The organism is Zavarzinia sp. (assembly GCF_049306435.1).
Taxonomy (GTDB): Bacteria; Pseudomonadota; Alphaproteobacteria; order Zavarziniales; family Zavarziniaceae; genus Zavarzinia.
Genome location: NZ_JBAQRT010000149.1, coordinates 1 through 19,226, shown reverse-complemented (window position 1 = coordinate 19,226; position 19,226 = coordinate 1). Strand labels below are relative to the sequence as shown.

Genomic DNA, 19,226 nt, shown 5'->3' with positions numbered 1-19,226 from the left:
GAATGAAACGCGCAACGGCCGCCTTCGCCGGCTTGCTGCTGGCGGGCATCGCCGCCACGTCGGCCTTCGCCAAGGTGCCCCAGTCCGAGGTCGATCGCCTCGGCAAGGACCTGACCCCCATGGGCGCGGTCAAGGCCGGCAATGCCGATGGCTCCATCCCCGCGTGGGCTGGCGGCCTCACCACCCCGCCGGCCGGCTACAAGCCGGGCGGCAAATATGTCGATCCGTTCGCGGGCGACAAGGTCAAGTTCGTGATCGACGGCAAGAACGTCGATCAGTACAAAGACAAGCTGTCGGTCGGCGCCATCGCCATGCTGAAGCTCTATCCGACCTCGAATCTCAAGGTCTTCGAGACCCGCCGCACCTGCTCGCTGCCGGAGCGCGTCTACGAGGCGAACAAGCGCAACGCCGCCACGGCGACCCTGACCGAGGACCAGAACGGCCTGAACGACGCCCTGCTGGGCAACCCGTTCCCGATCCCGACCAATGGCGTCGAGGCGATCTGGAACCACCGCCTGCGTTATCGCGGCTTCAAGTTCCGCCGCTATTTCGCCTCGGCCGCGGTGAACCGCGACGGCTCCTACACGATCTTCAAGAACGAAGATTTCGGCATCCTGCACTACAACGGCCCGGGCCTCGCCACGGTCGGCGACGTCAGCGACATCAAGCAGCTGAACAACATCGGCATTTCCTACATCAACATCACCACCTCGCCCGCCCGCCTCGCCGGCAGCGTCGTCCTGGTGCATGACACGATCAACGCCAAGGACATGCCGCGCCAGGCCTGGGTCTACAACCCCGGCACCCGCCGCGTCCTGCGCGCCCCGGAACTCGCCTACGACAACCCGCTGTACAACACCGACGGCCTGGCGACGACCGACCAGTTCGACATGTATAACGGCGCGACCGACCGCTACAACTTCGAGCTTCTGCCGAAGAAGGAGCTGTACATCGGCTACAACAACTACGCGGTCGATGTTCCCTACAAGGACCTGCTGACCCCGAACACGCTGAACCCGGAATACGGCCGCTATGAACTGCACCGCGTCTGGGTCGTCGACGCCAAGCTGAAGGAAGGCACCCGCCACGTCTTCGGCCGCCGCACCTTCTATCTCGACGAGGACAGCTGGAACATCGCCCAGGTCGATCTTTACGACAGCCGCCAGCAGCTCTGGCGCTTCCAGGAAGGCCCGATCTCCAACGCCTATGAACTGCCCCTGTGCTCGTCGGCCGTCGAAGTGACCTACGACCTGCAGTCCGGCCGCTACATCGTCTTCGCCCTGAAGAACGAGGAAAAGCAGTTCAACCTGAATGCCCAGGACGTCGATCCGAACCAGTTCACGCCGGACGCGATCCGTCGCCTCGGCACGCGCTGACCGATTGACACCACTTTTGGGGAAGGGCGCAGCCGAGGCTGCGCCCTTTTCTTTTGATCTACCCCGATTTGGGGAAAACGGCCCCTTTCTATCGCGGCGGGCCAGCGCTTCAATCCACTGACAAACTATCCGTCGAAAGCCGCCACAGATCGGCCAAGGGAACGACGGCCGTGTACGCCACGAAACGCCGGTACAAGGCACAGGGGCGACACAGGGAAACGGAGGAAGCGGATGTCGGCCGATACAACGGCCGGGGTCACGCCACAGGGGGGAATAAAAATGAGCATTGCGCCACGTCGCGCAACGGTTCGTGCCTGCGCGTCCGCGTCACGTACGGTCTTTGGTCAATTCGGTCGGCGTCTTGGCACCGCTTCGGCCGCCGCCGCCCTCTTTGCTGGCCTCGGGGCTTCGGCCTATGCCTATGACTTCGATGTCACCGACGAAATCAGCGGCTCGGTCATCGTCTCGCTGTCGAGCGGCGCCCAGTTCCGCATGGCCGATCGCGACCCGCGGAATTACGGCTATTACAATCGGCCCGAGTCGCAGCAGGGCACCACCGGCGGGCTGATTTCCGCCGGCAACGATGACGGCAACCTGAATTTCGACAAATACGACGCCATCAGCCAGATCAGCCAGGCTTCGGCCGAGCTGAGCCTGAAATGGAAGAACTTCTTCCTCTTCACCCGTGGCGTCGCCTTCTACGATTCGATCGCCGCCAACAATGAACTGGCCGACTGGATGCCGGAGGAGCGGCGCTTCACCTCGGGCCGCTACCCCGAGGGGGCCGACAACCGGGCCGACTGGGACGCCAAGATCCTCGATTACTACATCGGCGGCAATTTCGACGTCCTTGGCCGCAATCTGTCGGTTAAGGTCGGCAGCCAGATCCTGAACTGGGGCGAGGCGCTGTTCACCATCAACGGCATCTCGGTCATCAATCCGATCGATGCCAGCAAGATCCGCACGCCAGGCGCCGAACTGAAGGACGCGCTGATTCCGGTGCCGATGATCTCGGCCGGTTACGAACTGGCCGATGGCCTGTCGGTCGAGGGGTTCTATCAGCTCGATTTCGAGCCTTACAAGCTCGACGCCTGCGGCAGTTTCTTTTCGTTCACCGACAATTTCTGCGACGGGGTGAAATACTCGTCCAGCTTCACCGACCCGATGGACAGCCGGTCCTATACCTCGGGCACCGGCATGAACCCCACGGATTACGACGATCCCAACAGCGTCATGCTGGCGGCCAACGGCCCGATCACGATGCTGGACGATCCGGATGTGAACGACTGGGGCCTCGCCCTGCGTTACTTCTCGCCCGAGCTGAACAATACGGAATTCCAGTTCTATTACGTCAATTACACCTCGCGCCTGCCGTCCCTGAAGGCGGAGGCGCCGCAGAATTACGCCGCCGGCACGGGCGAGCTGAACCTGGCCGCGCTGCCCGCGCCGCTGGTCGACGATCTTCTCGACACGGTCGCCCAGGGCCAGCTCGATGCCCTGAGTTCCGCCCTGTCGACATTGCTCGGCGGGCCGATCTCGGATCTGGCGGGGGCCCTGACGGGACCGATCACGTCCCAGCTGGTCGACCCGCCCTATGGCACGGCGCCGAGGTCGGTCGTCCTCGAGAATCTCGAGCGCGGCAATCTCTACATGTATTATCCCGAAGATATCGACATGCTCGGCTTCGCGTTCAACACGACCTACGACCCGCTCGCCGTCGCGATCAATGCCGAGATCAGCTACAAGCACAATGCCCCGGTATGGCTTTCGGAACCTGCCTTCCTCGCCGGTGTCTATGACGGCGCGGGCGGCGTGCCGATCGATCAGGCGACCAAGGCGCCGACCCCGCTCGGCATCCGCAATCCGGGCATCGCGCCGCTGCTCGATACCGAATTCCAGCAGTTCGACAATGATTTTCGCCCCGGCCGGACGCTCACCCTAGACGAGCGGCATGATGTCTGGCAGGCGGCGATCCGCTTCACCCAGATCCGCGGCGGCACGGATTTCCTCACCAGCCTGCTGGGCGCCAATCAGCTCTTCGCCCTCGTGGAATTCGGCGCGCTCTACATCGATCTCAACAAGGGCACGCAATATGCGTCCTATGGCCAGAACGGCTTCTCGGGCTTTCGCACCCGGTCGCTCTCGCTGGGGCCGGCGTCCGTCATCGATCCCATCGACGCCACCAGCCTCGGGCCGATGTTCCCGGAAACCGGCAAGGAGCCGACCCGCTGGTCGGGCGGCGTGCAGGGCCTGTTCTTCTGGGATTATCCGAACATCTTCAGCGGCGTGACCATGACGCCGTCGATCGGCTTTTCCCATGGCTTGTTCGGCACCACGCCAGCGCCCAATCCGGGCTTCACCAAATCGGTGACCTCGATGAATTTCGGCGTGAAGTTCGACTATCTGAACAACTGGGCGCTCAACGTGAATTACTTCAAGAGCTGGGGCGGCGGCGGCGGTGCCGGGGGGGCGCGCAACGCCTATATCGACCGCGATTTCGTCGGCTTCAGCGTTTCCTACGTCTTCTAGCGGCCCGGCCGTCTCCAGGGTCGCGGCAGACGGGGGGGAAGGGCGCGGGATTCCGCCGCGCCCTTCGCCGCCGGCCGTGGTGGTGCGTTGAATTATCTGTCAGTTCGCGCTAGAAGCCAGAGATCAAAAGAAAACCAATTGTCTGGGGAGAGTCTGATGTCCGAATCCTCCGTCCTGCTGCGCCGTCTGGTCGCGCCGGCGTTTCTGTTGGCGTCGCTGGCGGGCGTGCCCGCTATCGCGCAGGAAAACGCGGGCGGCGGGGACAACATGGACCCGTTCCCGGCCCGGATGGAGCCTCTGGCGGCGGAAACCCTGATCAACGCGGTGACCATGGTCGGGGATAGGCTGGTCGCGGTCGGCGCCTGGGGCCATGTGCTGATTTCCGAGGATCAGGGCAAGACCTGGAACCAGATGCCGACGCCGGTTAACGTCACCCTGACCGCGGTGCGTTTCGTCGATGACAAGCTGGGCTTCGCCAGCGGTCACGACGCGGTCATCCTGCGCACGGAAGACGGCGGCAAGACCTGGGCGATTGTGCAATATGATCCGGCGGGCGAGACCCCGCTGTTCGATATCCATATGAATGATGCCCAGAACGGTTTCGCCGTCGGCGCCTATGCCCTGATGATGACCACCAGCGATGGCGGCAAGACCTGGGTGCGCAAGCCCCTCGGCGATCTCGACCTGCATCTGAACGCCATCGCGACGGCGAAGGACGGCAAGATCTGGATCGCGGGCGAGGCCGGTCATGTCTTCGTGACCGATGGCGGCCTGTCGCAGGTTCAGGATATCGAGACGCCCTATTCGGGCTCGTTCTGGAATGTGCTGCCGCTGTCGGACGGCTCGGTCCTCGCCATGGGCCTGCGCGGCAATGTCTGGCGCACCGCCGATCAGGGCGCGACCTGGACCCAGGCGACGACCGACACCATCGCCTCGGTCCAGTCCGGTATCGAGCTGAAGGACGGTCGGGTGATCCTCGTCGGTCTCGAGGGCACGGTGCTGGTTTCGGCCGACAAGGGCGCCAGCTTCAAGCCGCTGAAGCGCAGCGAGCGGACCGGTGTCACCGCCGCCCTGCAACTCGCCGATGGCCAGGTGCTGCTGTTCGGCGAGGCGGGCGTGGACGGTTCGCTGTCCGTCGAAACCCTGACCAACTGATCCGCTGACGGGCCGGGCCGGCGCCCGGCCGTCACATCCTGCGCATGGTGGCGTGGGTGATCAGCACGGAGGCCTGGCCCGCGCCATAGAGGCCATCGGTCGCCTTCTGCAGCAACCGGGTCAGGCGCGGCACGTCCAGCGACGTCTTCATGTCCAGCTGGTCGACATAGGGATCGAGGTAGCGCAGGTAGGAATCCCGGACCAGCGGGACCTCCCGCGCGATCCGCTCCCGCAAGGGGCCATCCCCGACATCGAGATTGGCGACCACGGTCATGATCGCCCGGACCTTGCCTTTGCGCACCACGCTGACATTGAATGGCGCCAGAATGACGACGGTGCCGATGATATCGACACCATCGCGCGAGGCTTCGGCCCGCGCGGCCGTGGTCACGCAGGCGGCGAAGGCCGCGCCGATGGCGAGGGACAGGACATGGCGGCGATGAAGGCGGCAGGGCATGAGCGCGACTATGGCGGTGGAAGGTTAAGGTCTTCTTTTCGTCTGGGCCTGATCCTGCTGATGCCGGCAACGGCCGTGGCCGCTGCGGCCGAGGTCGGGCGGATCGAGACGGTCGATCCGGCCGGACTGCCGCCGCCCTACGCGAGCCCCAGCGCCTATAACGCCCCGCGCGAGATCGAGCGGCCGGCGGGCGCCCTGCCGCAGGTCCCGCCCGGCTTCCAGGCCTCGGTCTTCGCCGAGGGTTTCGAGCATGCGCGGGCCCTCGTGGTCGCGCCGGACGGTGCCGTCCTGCTGGCTCAGCCAAGGCCCGGCGTGGTCACCCGCCTCGTCGATGCCGATGGCGACGGCAAGGCGGACCGGAAATCGGATATCGTCACCGGTCTCGACCTGCCGCATGGCCTGGCTTTCAGGGCCGACCAGCTCTTCGTTGGCGATGCCTACGGGGTCTGGCAGGTCGATTATGCCGGTGGGGCCGGGGGCAAGCCGCGCCGCGTCACCGCCGAAGGTGCTTTCGGCGATACCGGCGGCCACTGGACCCGGAACATCGCCTTTTCGGCCGATGGCGCCGCTCTCTTCGTCGCCATCGGCAGTGAAAGCAATATCGCCGAGGACGCGGCGCCCCGCGCCACCATCCAGCGCTTCGCCGCCAGCGGCGGGGCCGGCACGACCTTCGCCAGCGGGCTGCGCAATCCGGTCGGCCTCGCGGTCAATCCCGAAACCGGCACCCTGTGGACGGTCGTGAACGAGCGCGACGGTCTTGGCGACGATCTGGTGCCCGATTATCTCGCTTCGGTGGTCGAGGGCGGCTTCCATGGCTGGCCTTACGGCTACATGGGCCATGCCGATCCCCGGTACGGCGACAAGAGGCCTGATCTCGTCGCCGCCAGCCGGATGCCCGAGGTCCTGTTCCGCAGCCATTCGGCGCCGCTCGGCCTTGTCTTCTACACCGGCACGGCGTTTCCGCCCGAATATCGGGGCGATGCCTTCGTCGCCCTGCATGGCAGCTGGAACGCCAATCAGCCCCGGGGCTATCAGGTGGTCCGGGTCGATTTCGACCAGGGCCTGCCGGTCGCCAATGCCTATCAGGTCTTCGCCGATGGTTTCCGCCGGGATGCGGGCGCGGGCAAGCGGGCCGAGGTCTGGGGCCGGCCGGCGGGGCTCGCCGTTGCCGCCGATGGCGCCCTGCTGGTTGCCGACGATGTCGCCAATGTGATCTGGCGTATTTCCTATATGGGCACGCCATGAAGCCGTGGAAGCGCCTCGCCCGGCGCACGGTCTATGAACAGCGGCCCTGGCTCGCCGTCCATGTCGACCGGCTGGAGCTGCCGGATGGCCGTATCGTCGAGGATTATCACCAGATCGAGGTCGCGCCCTATGTGATCATCCTCGCGGAGACCCCGGCGGGTGATCTCGTGATGATGGAGCAATATCGCCATGGTGTCGGCGGGCCCTGCCTGTCGCTACCCGGCGGCATGATCGATCCCGGCGAGGACCCGGAAACCGCCGCCCGCCGCGAACTGCTGGAAGAAACGGGCTACAGGGCCGCCGACTTCCGCCTGATGCAGTCCTATGTCGCCATGGCCAACATGGGCGGCTGCACCGCCCATCTGTTCCATGCCCGCGACGCGGTGCCGGTGGCGCCCGCCGATTCCGGCGATCTCGAGGAGGCGGAACTCCTCACCCTGTCGCGCGGGGAGCTGCGCGCCGCCATCCATGCCGGCCGCCTGCCGGTCGCCAATATCCTGATGGCCGCCGGCCTCTGGCTGGCGGGGATCTGAGGTCGGAAGCCGCTATCGCCCGGAGGTCGGCCGATGGCGTTCCACCTTGTTTTTCTACAATTATCGCGTGCATCATGTCGTCGGGAACGCGGGTCGAGGCCCGGGGGGAAACGATGACGACGATCTATTTCGCGACCAATCGCAAGCTGGCCCCCGGGGCCGAGTTTTCCGACGCCTTTCACGACAATCTCGACGAATTGCGCTTCGGCACCGCGACCTGCGAGGGGCGGGAGTTGTTCAAGCGGGATATCGCCGATGTCGCCGCGTCGGCGACGATCGAGGTCGCGCCCGAGCGGCTCTCGGCCGAGAACGCCGCCGCTTCCAGGCTGGGCAGCGCGGCGGTCTTCGGCCGGCTTCAGGCCGAATTGCGCGACAGCGGCAAGGACGCCCTGATCTATATCCATGGCTATAATTACAGCTTCCGGGACTCCGTGGCGCGGGCCTGCCAGTTGCAGCAATGGCTGGCGGCCGGCGGACGGGACATGGCGGTCTGCCTGTTCGCCTGGCCGTCCCGGGGCGCCGGTGTCTCGACCGGGGCCTATCGCGACGATCGCAATCGGGCTGCGGCGGCCGGGCCGGCGCTGGGCCGGGCCATCCTGAAGGCCGTCGACTTCGTGCGTGGGACGCCGCGCGGGCAGGCCTGCAATTCCCGTCTCCATCTGGTCGCCCACAGCATGGGGGCCTGGGCGCTGCGCGGCGCCGTCCAGTCCATGCGCACCTTCGTCGGCGACAATATTCCGCCGCTCTTCGAGGAGGTCGTGCTGTTCGCCGCCGACGAGGACGACGACGCCCTGTCGGCCCGCGCGAAACTGTCGCCGATCCTGCGCGGTTGCCGGCGCGCGACGGTTTATCTGAACAGGCAGGATCTCGCGCTGAAGGCGAGCGACGTCGCCGTGGGCAATCCCGATCGCCTGGGCAAGGCCGGCCCGGAGCAGGGCCCCGATCTGCCGCCCAAGGTCGTGACGGTCAACGCCTCGCCCGCCATCATCTGGGACGCGACGGGCGCCGCCGCCTGGACCCGCGACGAGACCGGGCATCAATATTATCGCAACAACACGATCGTCCGGGATGACGTGGTGCAGGTGCTCGCCGGGACCTCGGATGCCGAGATCAAGGGCCGGGCGGAGAAACCGAATTTCTGGCTGCTCGGCTGAAGGGGGAGGGGGGCGCTTCCGGCCGCCCCCACCGGCCTCATCGCATGAAGACGTGGTTGCCGATGCGTACCGTCTTGTCGAGGTTCTTCGCCCAGCGCGGCTTCTTGCGGTATTGCAGCACCGAATAGAAGGAATGGGCACCGCCGGTCGGGTCCTTCACCGTGTCGGTCAGCACGGCTTCGGCCATGATCGCGGCGTTCTGCCAGCGCTGGCTGGTGCCGATGGTGGCCGCGACATCCGTGCGGGCGACCTTGCGGGTCCAGCCGAACTGGCCCTTCTCGTAGACGACATCGCAGAGCGTGGTGCCCGGCGGCCGGTCATCCAGCCGGTTGAGGACGACATGGCCGACGGCGGCGAGTCCTTCCGCACCTTCGCCGCCCGCCTCGTAGAACATGGCGGCGATCAGGCAGGCGCGATCGTTCGTGGCGACGACGGGCGCGGGCGTCGGCGGGGGGGCGATTTCGGCCACCACGGCGGTGGGCGGAACATGGGCGGATTCGGACCCGGCAACGCAGCCGGTGACCGCCAAGGCGGCGGCGATGACGAATATATGGCGCATTCCGGCCCTCCCTGCCGGCTTTACTGACAGGGAGGGGGGAGGGACGTCAACTCCTAGAACTTGGAGACGTCGCGGACGGCGCCCTTGGCGGCGCTGGTCACCATGGCGGCATAGGCCTTCAGCGCGGCCGAGACCTTGCGCGCGCGGGGGGCTTCCGGCTTCCAGGCGGCAGCGCCCTTCGCCTCCATGGCGGCGCGGCGGGTGGCCAGCACCTCGTCCGAGACATCGACCCGGATGATCCGGTTCGGAATGTCGATGATGATGATGTCGTCTTCCTCGATCAGGCCGATGGCGCCGCCTTCCGCCGCTTCCGGGCTGGCATGGCCGATCGAGAGGCCCGAGGTCCCGCCCGAGAAGCGGCCGTCGGTCAAGAGGGCGCAGGCCTTGCCTAGACCCTTCGACTTCAGGAAGGTGGTCGGATAGAGCATTTCCTGCATCCCGGGGCCGCCGCGCGGCCCCTCGTACCGCACGATGACGACATCGCCCGCCTTCACCTTGTCGCCGAGGATGCCTTCGACCGCGGCGTCCTGGCTCTCGAAGATGCGGGCCGGGCCGGAGAAGGTCAGGTTCGAGGCATCGACGCCCGCCGTCTTCACGATGCAGCCATCAAGCGCGATATTGCCGTAGAGCACCGCGAGGCCGCCATCCTTCGAGAAGGCATGGTCGATGTCGCGGATGACGCCGGCCGAACGGTCGAGATCGAGATCGGGGAAGCGCTTGTCCTGGCTGAAGGCGACCTGGGTCGGCACGCCGCCGGGCGCGGCGCTGAACAGGTGCAGCACCTCGTCGGACGGCTTGCCCTTCACGTCCCATTTGTCGATCGCCTTGCCGAGGCTGGAGGCATGGACGGTCGGCGTGTCGCGGTGGATGAGGCCGCCGCGGTCGAGTTCGGCCAGGATGCCGAGGATGCCGCCGGCGCGGTGCACGTCCTCGATGTGGACGTCCTGCTTGGCCGGGGCGACCTTGCAGATGTTCGGCACCTTGCGCGACAGATGGTCGATGTCCTTCATGGTGAAATCGACCCCGGCCTCGAAGGCGGCCGCCAGCAGATGCAGGACGGTATTGGTCGAGCCGCCCATGGCGATATCGAGGGTCATGGCGTTCTCGAACGCCTTGAAGGTCGCGATCGAGCGCGGCAGGACGCGCTCGTCCTCACCCTCGTAATAGGAGCGGGCGAGATCGACGATCAGGCGCCCGGCCCACAGGAACAGCTCGCGCCGGTCGGCGTGGGTCGCGACGATGGTGCCATTGCCGGGCAGGGCGAGGCCCAGCGCCTCGGTCAGGCAGTTCATCGAATTGGCCGTGAACATGCCCGAGCAGGAACCGCAGGTCGGACAGGCCGAGCGCTCCATGGCGAGGCTGTCCTCGTCGCTCACCGTGGGATCGGCGCCGGCGATCATGGCGTCGATCAGGTCGACCGCCAGCTCCTTGCCCTTCCATTTCACCTTGCCGGCCTCCATCGGCCCGCCGGAGACGAAGATCGTGGGGATGTTCAGGCGCAGCGACGCCATCAACATGCCGGGGGTGATCTTGTCGCAGTTGGAAATGCAGATGAGGGCGTCGGCGCAATGGGCGTTCACCATGTATTCGACCGAATCCGCGATGATGTCGCGCGACGGCAGGCTGTAGAGCATCCCGTCGTGGCCCATGGCGATGCCGTCGTCGACGGCGATCGTGTTGAATTCCTTGGCGATGCCGCCGGCCTTTTCGATCTCCCGCGCGACCAGCTGGCCGAGGTCCTGCAGATGGACATGGCCGGGCACGAACTGGGTGAAGGAATTGGCGATGGCGATGATCGGCTTGCCGAAGTCCTTTTCCTTCACGCCGGTGGCCCGCCACAGGGCGCGGGCGCCGGCCATGTTGCGGCCGTGGGTCGAAGTCTGGGAGCGATAGGCGGGCATGATGATCCCCTGGCGTTTTCCTGCTGGTCGGAATGCAACACTTGGGCGTCTCGCGCAAGCGCGATCACCGAATTGCCGCCTTCTGCCCATGTCGGGTCTCGACATGGCGGCCAAGCTGTCCTGTCATGAGGGGACAAGTCCGGCAGGGAGATTGCGGTGGAGCATGAAGTTGCCCCCGATCCGCGCGACCTGGACCTCGAGGCGAGGATCGAGCGCCTCGTCCGCTGGCCGCTGGGCAGCGATGGGGATCGGCTGGTCACCCTGGACGATGCCATCGCCGCGAACGGGGATGATCCCACCCTGATCTGCCGACGCATCCTGCGCACCGACGGCGGCCCGGCCGAATTCGCCAATATCCTGCGCCGCCTGACTCTCGACGGCGAAGCCTGTCCGGACCCGGAGGGGATCGCGCTGTCGATCCTGTCGTCCGTGCGCAATGGGCGAAACGGCTACGAGCGCCCCGCCAACCGGCTGGGCGTCGCGCTGATCCTGATTCCCGGGGCGATCGCCGGCCTTGGTCTGGCCGGCGGCATCAGCCCCTATCTTCTGCTGCTGGTCGGGGCCGGCTGGATCGCCGGCTGGCGCCTGCTGCGGCGGGGTTGAACCCCGCCCGATGCGGCTGCGTCAGATCTTCTTGCCGTAATAGCGCATGCTCATCAGGAAGGCGAAGACGAGGAACAGGAAGCCTTCGACATAGGCGAGCTGATCCGACGACTTGGCGGCGAGGAAGACGCCGAACAGGGCGATCAGCAGGAAGGCGACACCCATCAGCACCGGCGCGATCAGGCCACCCCGGGCCTCCGTGGCGTCAAGGTCGGTCAGGTGGGAGAAATGCGGCAGGCTCATGCTCGAACTCCGGGATGCAATGGCCGGATGATAGCGGGCCGCCGCCGCCGCGCCGTGATCTGGATCAAGTCCATTTCGCGGCTGTCGCCGCCGCGCCGCCGGCCTCCCCATGCCCTTGGCGCCATGGCGAGGGCCAGAAAGTCCATGGCCTTAATCCCTTTTTTCCTGAATCGACGCGAGCCATTCGGCGGCCGGGGCCGGAACGGTGGTGATCGGCCGCACCAACGGCGATTTGTCGCAAGCCGACTCTGCTCCTCGCGTTCTGGACGTGATCTGGATCAAGGCGGCTGATCACGCCTATGCCCAAATTCCGTCAAAGTTCGCAAGGTCGCCAATGAGGGGCAAGACCATGACCATATCAACTGCGTTGTCTCCGGGCCGCATGCCCGACGCACCCGTCGCCTACCGCGACGACGTGGTGCGCTGGTTCATGATTGCGGCCGTGTTCTGGGCGGTCGTCGGGATGCTTGTCGGCGTCGTCATCGCCGCCCAGCTGACCTATCCCGCGCTGAACCTCGGCTTGCCGTGGACCAGCTTCGGGCGGCTGCGGCCGGTCCATACGTCGGGCGTCATCTTCGCCTTCGGCGGATCGATGCTGATCGGCACCTCCTTCTACATCGTGCAGCGCACCTGCCGGGCCCGCCTGTTCGGTGGTTTCGCCGCTGAATTCGTGTTCTGGGGCTACCAGGCCTTCATCGTGATGGCGGCGCTGTCCTATGTGCTGGGCGGGTCCCAGTCGAAGGAATACGCCGAACCCGAATGGTATATCGACCTCTGGCTCGCCGTGGTCTGGGTGACCTATCTGGTTGTCTTCGCCGGCACGATCATGAAGCGCAAGGAGCCGCACATCTATGTGTCGCTCTGGTACTTCCTCGCCTTCATCATCACGATCGCCGTGCTTCACATCGTGAACAACCTGGCGATCCCGGTCTCGTTCTTCGGCTCGAAGAGCTACTCGCTCTTCTCGGGCGTGCAGGATGCGATGACCCAGTGGTGGTACGGCCATAACGCGGTGGGCTTCTTCCTGACCGCCGGCTTCCTCGGCATGATGTATTACTTCGTGCCGAAGCAGGCCGAACGGCCGATCTGGTCCTATCGCCTGTCGATCATTTCCTTCTGGTCGCTGATCTTCGTCTACATCTGGGCGGGTCCCCACCACCTGCATTACACGGCGCTGCCCGACTGGGTGCAGATGCTGGGCATGACCTTCTCGGTCATCCTGTGGATGCCGAGCTGGGCCTCGATGGTGAACGGCATCATGACCGTGTCGGGCCGCTGGGACCGCCTGCGCACCGATCCCATCCTGCGCTTCATGGTCGTCGCCGTCGCCTTCTACGGCATGTCGACCTTCGAGGGTCCGCTGATGTCGATCCGCGCGGTGAACGGCCTGTCGCATTACACCGACTGGACGGTCGGCCATGTGCACTCGGGCGCCCTCGGCTGGAACGCCTTCATTTCCTTCGGCGCGCTCTACTACCTGTTCCCGCGCCTGTGGGGCCGCAAGGCGATGTACAGCGAGCCGGCGATCCGCCTGCACTTCTGGCTCGGCACGATCGGCATCGTTCTCTACATCACCGCGATGTGGGCGAGCGGTATCATGCAGGGTCTGATGTGGCGCGCCTACGACAGCCTCGGCTTCCTGCAGTACAGCTTCGTCGAGACCGTCGCCGCCATGCATCCCTACTACGCGATCCGCGCCGTCGGCGGCCTGTGCTTCCTGTCGGGCACGGTCATCATGGCCTGGAACCTGTGGAAGACGGCAACCGCGGGTGAACCCGTGGAAGCCCAGCCCGCGACGCCTGCCCTGCAGCCGGCCGAGTGAGGAGCAAGACCATGGCAAACATCTATTCGATCCACGACGTCCTGCAGAAGCACTCCATCAAGCTGATGGTCGGCATCGTCGCAGCCGTCTCGGTGGGTGGTCTCGTCGAGATCGCTCCCCTGTTCCTGATCGAGAACACGATCGAGAAGGTGGAAGGGATGCGTCCCTACACCCCGCTCGAACTCGCCGGGCGCAACATCTACATCCGCGAAGGCTGCTACCTGTGCCACAGCCAGCAGATCCGTCCGTTCCGCGACGAGGTCGACCGCTATGGCCCCTACAGCCTTGCCGCCGAGTCGATGTACGACCATCCGTTCCAGTGGGGCTCCAAGCGCACGGGGCCGGACCTCGCCCGCGTCGGCAACAAATATTCCGACGACTGGCAGGTCCGCCACCTGATCCACCCGCAGAGCGTGGTGCCTGAATCGGTCATGCCGTCCTATGCCTTCCTGGCGACGACCCCGATCAGCGGCGACGAGATCGCGGAACACCTGAAGACCCTGCGCCTGACCGGCGTGCCCTATACCGACGAACAGATCGCCAGCGCGGCGACCGATTTCGCGGCCCAGGGCAGCATCGACGGCGCCGGGGCGGAATTCGACGCCCGCTGGCCCAAGGCCGCTTCGCGCGACTTCGACGGCAACCCCGAACAGCTGACCGAGATGGACGCGCTCGTCGCCTATCTCCAGATGCTGGGGACGCTGGTCGATTTCCCGAAGATCGTGCCCGACGCCGACTTCAACCGCTGAGACCGGGGGAGGATCGTCATGAATTACTACGACGCCCTGGTGTGGAGCCGGATCATCGGCATCCTCATCTTCTTTGGTCTCTTCCTCACGTTCGTCCTCTGGTCCTACCGGCCCGGCGGCAAGCGCATCTATGACGCCGCGGCGCGCATTCCCTTCGAGGACGCGCCCGCCCATGGTGCGAAGGAGATCTGATCATGGCCGAAAATCGCAAGTATGAAATCGACCCGGTCACGGGCAGCCCGATCCATCCCTATTCCTGGGATGGCATCGGCGAGCTGGAAACGCCGCCGCCGCGCTGGTGGGTGCTGACCTACGCGGTCTGCTTCCTCTTCGCCGTGGGTTGGTGGGTCGCCTATCCGGCCTGGCCCTATATCGCGGGCTATACCAAGGGCGTGCTCGGCTTCTCGACCCGCGCCGATGTCGCGGAACAGATCGCGGCCGCCAAGGCGGCGCAGGCGCCGATGAACGACAAGCTGGCCGCGCTCGACTATGCCGCGATCGCGGCCGATCCCGAGCTGATGCATTTCGCCACCGCCGGCGGCAAGGCGCTGTTCGGCGAGAACTGCGCGCAGTGCCATGGCTCGGGCGCCGCCGGTAACGTCGGCTATCCCAACCTGCTCGACGACGACTGGGTGTGGGGCGGCGACTATGCCACCTTGCAGACCACGATCGAGCATGGCGTGCGCTCGACGGTCGATGCCGACAGCCGGCAATCGCAGATGCCGGCCTTCGGCAAGGACGCCATGCTGACCCGTGAACAGGTCGACGATGTCGGGGCCTATGTCCTGACGCTGTCGGGCACGGCTCCGGCCGATGCCGCCGCGGCGGACAGGGGCAAGGCCGTCTTCGCCGACAATTGCGTCGCCTGCCATGGCGATACCGGGGCTGGCCTGCGCGAGCTGGGCGGACCCAATCTGACCGACGGGATCTGGCTCTACAGCGGCGATCCCAAGGCCGTCGCGGCGCAGATCTGGAACCCGCGCCATGGCGTGATGCCCGCCTGGGCCGGCCGTCTCGACCCCCTGGCGATCAAGAAGCTGGTCCTCTATGTCCACGACCTCGGTGGTGGCGAGTAAAGAGTAGAAACGATGAGCACGACCGTGAACACCCGCATGCCTCAGACGATCGACGAAGCCGATATTCCGGTCTGGTCGCATCGCCCGAAGGTGACGCCCAAGAAGGTGAAGGGTCCCATCCGGAACCTGAAGTGGCTGGTCATGGCCGTGCTCCTCGGGGTTTACTGGGGGGTGCCGTGGCTTCGCTTCGACCGCGGCCCCTTCGCGCCCGATCAGGCCATCCTGATCGACCTGCCCGGGCGCAAGGCCTATTTCCTGTGGTTCGAGATCTGGCCGCAGGAAGTCTATATTCTCACCCTGCTGCTGATCGTGGCGGCCATCGGCCTGTTCGCCGTGACCGCCATGCTCGGCCGGGTCTGGTGCGGTTACACCTGTCCGCAGACGGTCTGGACCGATCTGTTCATGACCGTCGAGCGCTGGATCGAGGGTGATCGCGCCCAGCGCATCAAGCTCGACAAGGCCCCGCTGAGCCTGTCCAAGCTCGGCAAGCGCCTGGCCAAGCATGCCGCCTGGCTGTTCATCGGCATGATGACCGGCGGCGCCTGGATCCTCTATTTCAACGACGCGCCGACGGTGGTGCCGCAGTTCGTCACCGGGCAGGCGGGTTTCGCGGTTTACGCGACCGTCGGCTTCCTGACTTTCACCACCTGGCTGATGGCGGGCGTCGCGCGTGAAAACGTCTGCATGTACATGTGCCCCTATGCCCGTTTCCAGTCGGCCATGTTCGACCAGGATACGCTGGCGGTCACCTATCACACCGCCCGGGGCGAGAAGCGCGGCAAGCACAAGGCGGGCGAGAGCTGGGAAGGCCGCGGTCACTGCATCGACTGCCGCCAGTGCGTCGAGGTCTGCCCGACCGGCGTCGACATCCGCGAAGGCCTGCAGATGGGCTGCATCTCCTGCGGGTTGTGCGTCGACGCCTGCAATTCGATCATGGACAAGGTCGGCCTGCCCCATGGCCTGATCGCCTATGACACCGAACGCAATGTCGAGCTGATGGCGGCTGGCCAGCCGCGCAAGTGGAACTTCTTCCGCCTGCGCACCATCGGATATCTCGCCGTCTTCGGGGTCGCGGGGCTTGGCGTGCTTTATGGCCTGCTGGCCCGGGCGCCGCTCGACGCGGCGGTGATCGCCGACCGCAATCCGCTCTATGTCCGCCTGTCGAACGGCGACCTGCGCAACGGCTTCACCGTGAAGGTGCTGAACAAGACCAACAGCCCGCAGTCGGTTTCCATCGCGATCACCGGCCTTGACGGCGGCGAGATCGTCATCCCCGGCCACGAGGGCGAGACCGCGCCGGTGGTCGAGGTGGCGCCCGACACGGTCGCCGCGGTTCGCGCCTTCGTCAAATTGCCCCCGGCGGACTGGAAGGGCGAGCCGATCGACTTCGACTTCACCGTCGCCGACCCGACCCGGGGCCTCAGCGTCTCGGTCCCCACCCGCTTCGAAGGACCCTCGAAATGACCATCGCCAGCGAGACCGCCCCCCGTCGCGGCCTGACCGGCGGCAAGGTCGCCCTGATGCTCGTCGCCTTCTTCCTGACCATCACGGCGGTCGACATCGTGATGATCACCTCGGCCATCGACAGCCAGACCGGTCTCGTCGTCGAGCATTCCTACGAGCGCGGCCTGACCTTCAACGACCTGCTGGCCCGCGAGGCGCGGCAGGCACAGCTGGGCTGGAAACTGCGGGTCGCGGTGGCCGGCGGGCGGCTGACGGTCGTCGTCGACGACGCGCAGGGGCAGCCGGTGGCGGCCGAGCGCATCGGGCTGCGCCTGGTGCGCACCAGTGACATTCGCCTCGACCGCGTCCTCGAAACCACCTCGGCCGGCGACGGGCGCTTCGTCGCCGATCTCGCCGGGGCCGAGCCCGGTCTGTGGCAGGCCGCCATCACCGTCTATCGGGGCGAGGATCGCTTCGATCGGCTGGAGACCGTGGTGATCCCATGAGCATCGCGTCCGACCTTCCCCGAGTCATTCCGCCGGTCGATACCAAGGCGGGCGTGAACAGCACCATGCTGGCGATCGACGGCATTCACTGCGCCGCCTGCGTGCAGCGGATCGAGCGGACCCTGGCGCAGGACCCGGACGTCGTCTCGGCCCGGGTGAATTTCACCACCCGCCGCCTCGCTCTCGCCTGGAAAGGCTCGCCCGCGCGCGCCGCCGATTACATCGAGCGGCTGGACGACATGGGCTTCACCGCCCGGCCTTTCGATGTCGGTGTGCTGAATTCCGCCGATGCGTCGAATGACCGCAAGCTGCTCCGGGCGATGGCGGTCGCGGGTTTCGCCGCCGGCAACGTCATGTGGCTGGCGATTTCGGTCTGGGCCGGCGTGTTCGCGGACATGGGGCCGGCGACCAAGGCGCTGATGCAATGGATGCAGGCCCTGATCGCCCTGCCGGCCATCGCCTATTCGGGCATGACCTTCTTCACCGCCGCCTGGAATGCCGTGCGTCGCGGTCACGTGAACATGGATGTGCCGATCTCGATCGGCATCATTCTCGCCGCCGCCATGAGCGTCGTCCAGACCGTGATCGGCGCCGACGATGTCTATTACGACGCGGCGATATCCCTCGTGTTCCTGCTGCTGGTCGGCCGCTATCTGGACCAGCGGGCGCGGGGCCGCGCCCGCGAGGCGGCGGCGCATCTCCTGTCGCTCGCGGTGACCGAGGTCACCCGCCTGACCGATGACGGCCGGGCGGAACTCGTCGCGATCGAGGCGGTGCGGCCGGGCGATCACCTGCTGGTCGCCGCCGGGGGCCGCCTGCCGGTCGACGGCGTGGTCTTCGCCGGCCGCTCCGCCATCGACACCAGCACCCTGACCGGGGAAAGCGTGCCCGCCACCGTCGGCGTCGGCGATCAGGTCTTCGCCGGCACGATCAACACCGGCAACCCCCTGACCATCGAGGCCCGGGCGATCGGCGGCGACACGGTGCTGGCCGAGATCGTCCGCTGCATGGAGGCGGCGGAACAGGGCCGCGCCCGCTATGTCGTGCTGGCCGACCGTCTCGCCCGTCTCTATGCCCCCGTGGTGCACAGCCTGGCCGCCATCACTTTCGTCGGCTGGTGGCTGTGGCCGATGTCGGCGCCCTGGACCGAGGCGCTGCTGCACGCCGTCGCCGTGCTGATCATCACCTGCCCCTGCGCCCTGGCGATCGCCGTGCCGGCGGTGCAGGTCGCCTCGTCCGGCCGCTTGTTCCGGCGCGGTATCCTGCTGAAGAACGCGACCGCGCTCGAGCGGCTCGCCACCGTCAACACGATCATCTTCGACAAGACCGGCACGCTGACCGAAGGCCGTCCCGAACTGGTCGAGAACAAGGCGCTGCCCGGCGCGGCGCTCGACCTCGCGTCGGGTCTCGCCGCCGCCTCGCGCCATCCGCTGGCCCAGGCCCTGCGCCGGGCCCGGCCCGACGCGCCGACGCTTGCCGGGGTGATCGAGTTTCCGGGCGATGGCCTCGAGGCGACTCTCGATGGCCGGATGATCCGCCTGGGCCGGCGCGGTTTCGCCGCCCCCGAGGCCGCGGAATTCGACGATGGCGATGGCGAAATGTGGCTGGCCGGCTTTGGGCCGGCACCCTTGCGCCTCGCCTTCCGCGACCGGGCGCGGGTCGATGCCGCCCGGGTCGTCGCCGAATTGTCGAAGCGCTACCGCCTTGTCCTGCTGTCGGGCGACCGGCCGGCCGCCGTCGCCCAGCTGGCGGAAAGCGTCGGCATCCCCGAATGGCGCGCTGCCCAGCGTCCGGCCGAGAAGGTCGCGGTGATCGAGGCCCTGAAGGCCGAAGGCGCGCGGGTGCTGATGGTCGGCGACGGCATCAACGACGCGC

Annotated in this window: 18 protein-coding genes; 14 read left to right on the top strand and 4 right to left on the bottom strand. The window is 66.4% G+C overall.

The genetic code is table 11. The features are described 5' to 3' along the window. The first annotated feature begins 2 nt into the window (after positions 1 to 2). The 3 genes from WAZ62_RS08115 (at position 3) to WAZ62_RS08105 (ending at position 5,060) form a co-directional block, all read left to right on the top strand. Positions 3 to 1,376: a DUF1329 domain-containing protein gene (locus WAZ62_RS08115; RefSeq protein ID WP_422643015.1), complete on the top strand. Its 1,374-nt coding sequence runs from the start codon at positions 3 to 5 to the stop codon at positions 1,374 to 1,376. A gap of 279 nt (positions 1,377 to 1,655) precedes the next feature. After that, positions 1,656 to 3,905: a DUF1302 domain-containing protein gene (locus tag WAZ62_RS08110; RefSeq protein ID WP_422643014.1), complete on the top strand. Its 2,250-nt coding sequence runs from the start codon at positions 1,656 to 1,658 to the stop codon at positions 3,903 to 3,905. A 156-nt stretch (positions 3,906 to 4,061) separates the two neighbouring features. After that, complete coding sequence (locus WAZ62_RS08105) at positions 4,062 to 5,060, top strand: WD40/YVTN/BNR-like repeat-containing protein (protein WP_422643013.1); 999 nt, start codon at positions 4,062 to 4,064, stop codon at positions 5,058 to 5,060. Between the two features lie 31 nt (positions 5,061 to 5,091). Here WAZ62_RS08105 and WAZ62_RS08100 read toward each other — a convergent pair whose 3' ends face one another. Continuing rightward, positions 5,092 to 5,517 carry a hypothetical protein gene (locus WAZ62_RS08100; protein WP_422643012.1) on the bottom strand — a complete coding sequence of 142 codons (426 nt, stop codon included), beginning with the start codon at positions 5,515 to 5,517 and terminating at the stop codon, positions 5,092 to 5,094. Between WAZ62_RS08100 and WAZ62_RS08095 the strand changes: the two genes are divergently transcribed. The 3 genes from WAZ62_RS08095 to WAZ62_RS08085 all read left to right on the top strand — a co-directional run bounded on the left by WAZ62_RS08095 (position 5,491) and on the right by WAZ62_RS08085 (position 8,449). Further along, entirely contained in the window at positions 5,491 to 6,762 is a 1,272-nt protein-coding gene (locus WAZ62_RS08095) for a PQQ-dependent sugar dehydrogenase (RefSeq protein ID WP_422643011.1), read from the top strand. The two genes, WAZ62_RS08100 and WAZ62_RS08095, sit on opposite strands and share 27 nt — an antisense overlap. Beyond that, entirely contained in the window at positions 6,759 to 7,295 is a 537-nt protein-coding gene (locus WAZ62_RS08090; protein ID WP_422643010.1) for an NUDIX hydrolase, read from the top strand. Before WAZ62_RS08095 ends, WAZ62_RS08090 begins: the two co-directional genes overlap by 4 nt. 113 nt (positions 7,296 to 7,408) lie before the next feature. Then, complete coding sequence (locus WAZ62_RS08085) at positions 7,409 to 8,449, top strand: alpha/beta hydrolase (protein WP_422643009.1); 1,041 nt, start codon at positions 7,409 to 7,411, stop codon at positions 8,447 to 8,449. A gap of 37 nt (positions 8,450 to 8,486) precedes the next feature. Here the strand turns inward: WAZ62_RS08085 and WAZ62_RS08080 are convergent, their stop codons facing one another. Together WAZ62_RS08080 and ilvD are read right to left on the bottom strand one after the other, a co-directional pair. Next, positions 8,487 to 9,008, bottom strand: coding sequence for a cell wall hydrolase (locus WAZ62_RS08080; RefSeq protein ID WP_422643008.1), 522 nt, complete (start codon positions 9,006 to 9,008; stop codon positions 8,487 to 8,489). Between the two features lie 53 nt (positions 9,009 to 9,061). After that, complete coding sequence (gene ilvD / locus WAZ62_RS08075; RefSeq protein ID WP_422643007.1) at positions 9,062 to 10,909, bottom strand: dihydroxy-acid dehydratase; 1,848 nt, start codon at positions 10,907 to 10,909, stop codon at positions 9,062 to 9,064. Between the two features lie 156 nt (positions 10,910 to 11,065). Here ilvD and WAZ62_RS08070 point away from each other — a divergent pair, with 156 nt between their 5' ends. Next, complete coding sequence (locus WAZ62_RS08070; RefSeq protein ID WP_422643006.1) at positions 11,066 to 11,512, top strand: hypothetical protein; 447 nt, start codon at positions 11,066 to 11,068, stop codon at positions 11,510 to 11,512. Between the two features lie 21 nt (positions 11,513 to 11,533). Here WAZ62_RS08070 and WAZ62_RS08065 read toward each other — a convergent pair whose 3' ends face one another. After that, positions 11,534 to 11,755 carry a hypothetical protein gene (locus WAZ62_RS08065; RefSeq protein WP_422643005.1) on the bottom strand — a complete coding sequence of 74 codons (222 nt, stop codon included), beginning with the start codon at positions 11,753 to 11,755 and terminating at the stop codon, positions 11,534 to 11,536. A 349-nt stretch (positions 11,756 to 12,104) separates the two neighbouring features. On the opposite strand from WAZ62_RS08065, the gene ccoN reads away from it, so the two are divergent. From ccoN to WAZ62_RS08030, 7 genes are all read left to right on the top strand, one after another. After that, the gene (ccoN, locus tag WAZ62_RS08060) at positions 12,105 to 13,577 is read left to right on the top strand and encodes a cytochrome-c oxidase, cbb3-type subunit I (protein WP_422643004.1); all 1,473 of its coding nucleotides are present in this window, start codon (positions 12,105 to 12,107) and stop codon (positions 13,575 to 13,577) included. An 11-nt stretch (positions 13,578 to 13,588) separates the two neighbouring features. Beyond that, positions 13,589 to 14,326 (top strand): cytochrome-c oxidase, cbb3-type subunit II, encoded by a 738-nt coding sequence (gene ccoO / locus WAZ62_RS08055; protein WP_422643003.1) that lies wholly within the window; start codon positions 13,589 to 13,591, stop codon positions 14,324 to 14,326. Positions 14,327 to 14,344: 18 nt separating this feature from the next. Continuing rightward, the gene (locus tag WAZ62_RS08050) at positions 14,345 to 14,518 is read left to right on the top strand and encodes a cbb3-type cytochrome oxidase subunit 3 (RefSeq protein ID WP_422643002.1); all 174 of its coding nucleotides are present in this window, start codon (positions 14,345 to 14,347) and stop codon (positions 14,516 to 14,518) included. Positions 14,519 to 14,520: 2 nt separating this feature from the next. Then, positions 14,521 to 15,402 (top strand): cytochrome-c oxidase, cbb3-type subunit III, encoded by an 882-nt coding sequence (gene ccoP, locus WAZ62_RS08045; protein ID WP_422643001.1) that lies wholly within the window; start codon positions 14,521 to 14,523, stop codon positions 15,400 to 15,402. Positions 15,403 to 15,414: 12 nt separating this feature from the next. Beyond that, entirely contained in the window at positions 15,415 to 16,866 is a 1,452-nt protein-coding gene (gene ccoG, locus WAZ62_RS08040; RefSeq protein WP_422643000.1) for a cytochrome c oxidase accessory protein CcoG, read from the top strand. Beyond that, the gene (locus WAZ62_RS08035) at positions 16,863 to 17,351 is read left to right on the top strand and encodes a FixH family protein (protein ID WP_422642999.1); all 489 of its coding nucleotides are present in this window, start codon (positions 16,863 to 16,865) and stop codon (positions 17,349 to 17,351) included. Before ccoG ends, WAZ62_RS08035 begins: the two co-directional genes overlap by 4 nt. After that, on the top strand, positions 17,348 to 19,226 hold a 1,879-nt coding region (locus WAZ62_RS08030), incomplete at its 3' end, for a heavy metal translocating P-type ATPase (protein WP_422642998.1). The genes WAZ62_RS08035 and WAZ62_RS08030, both read left to right, overlap by 4 nt.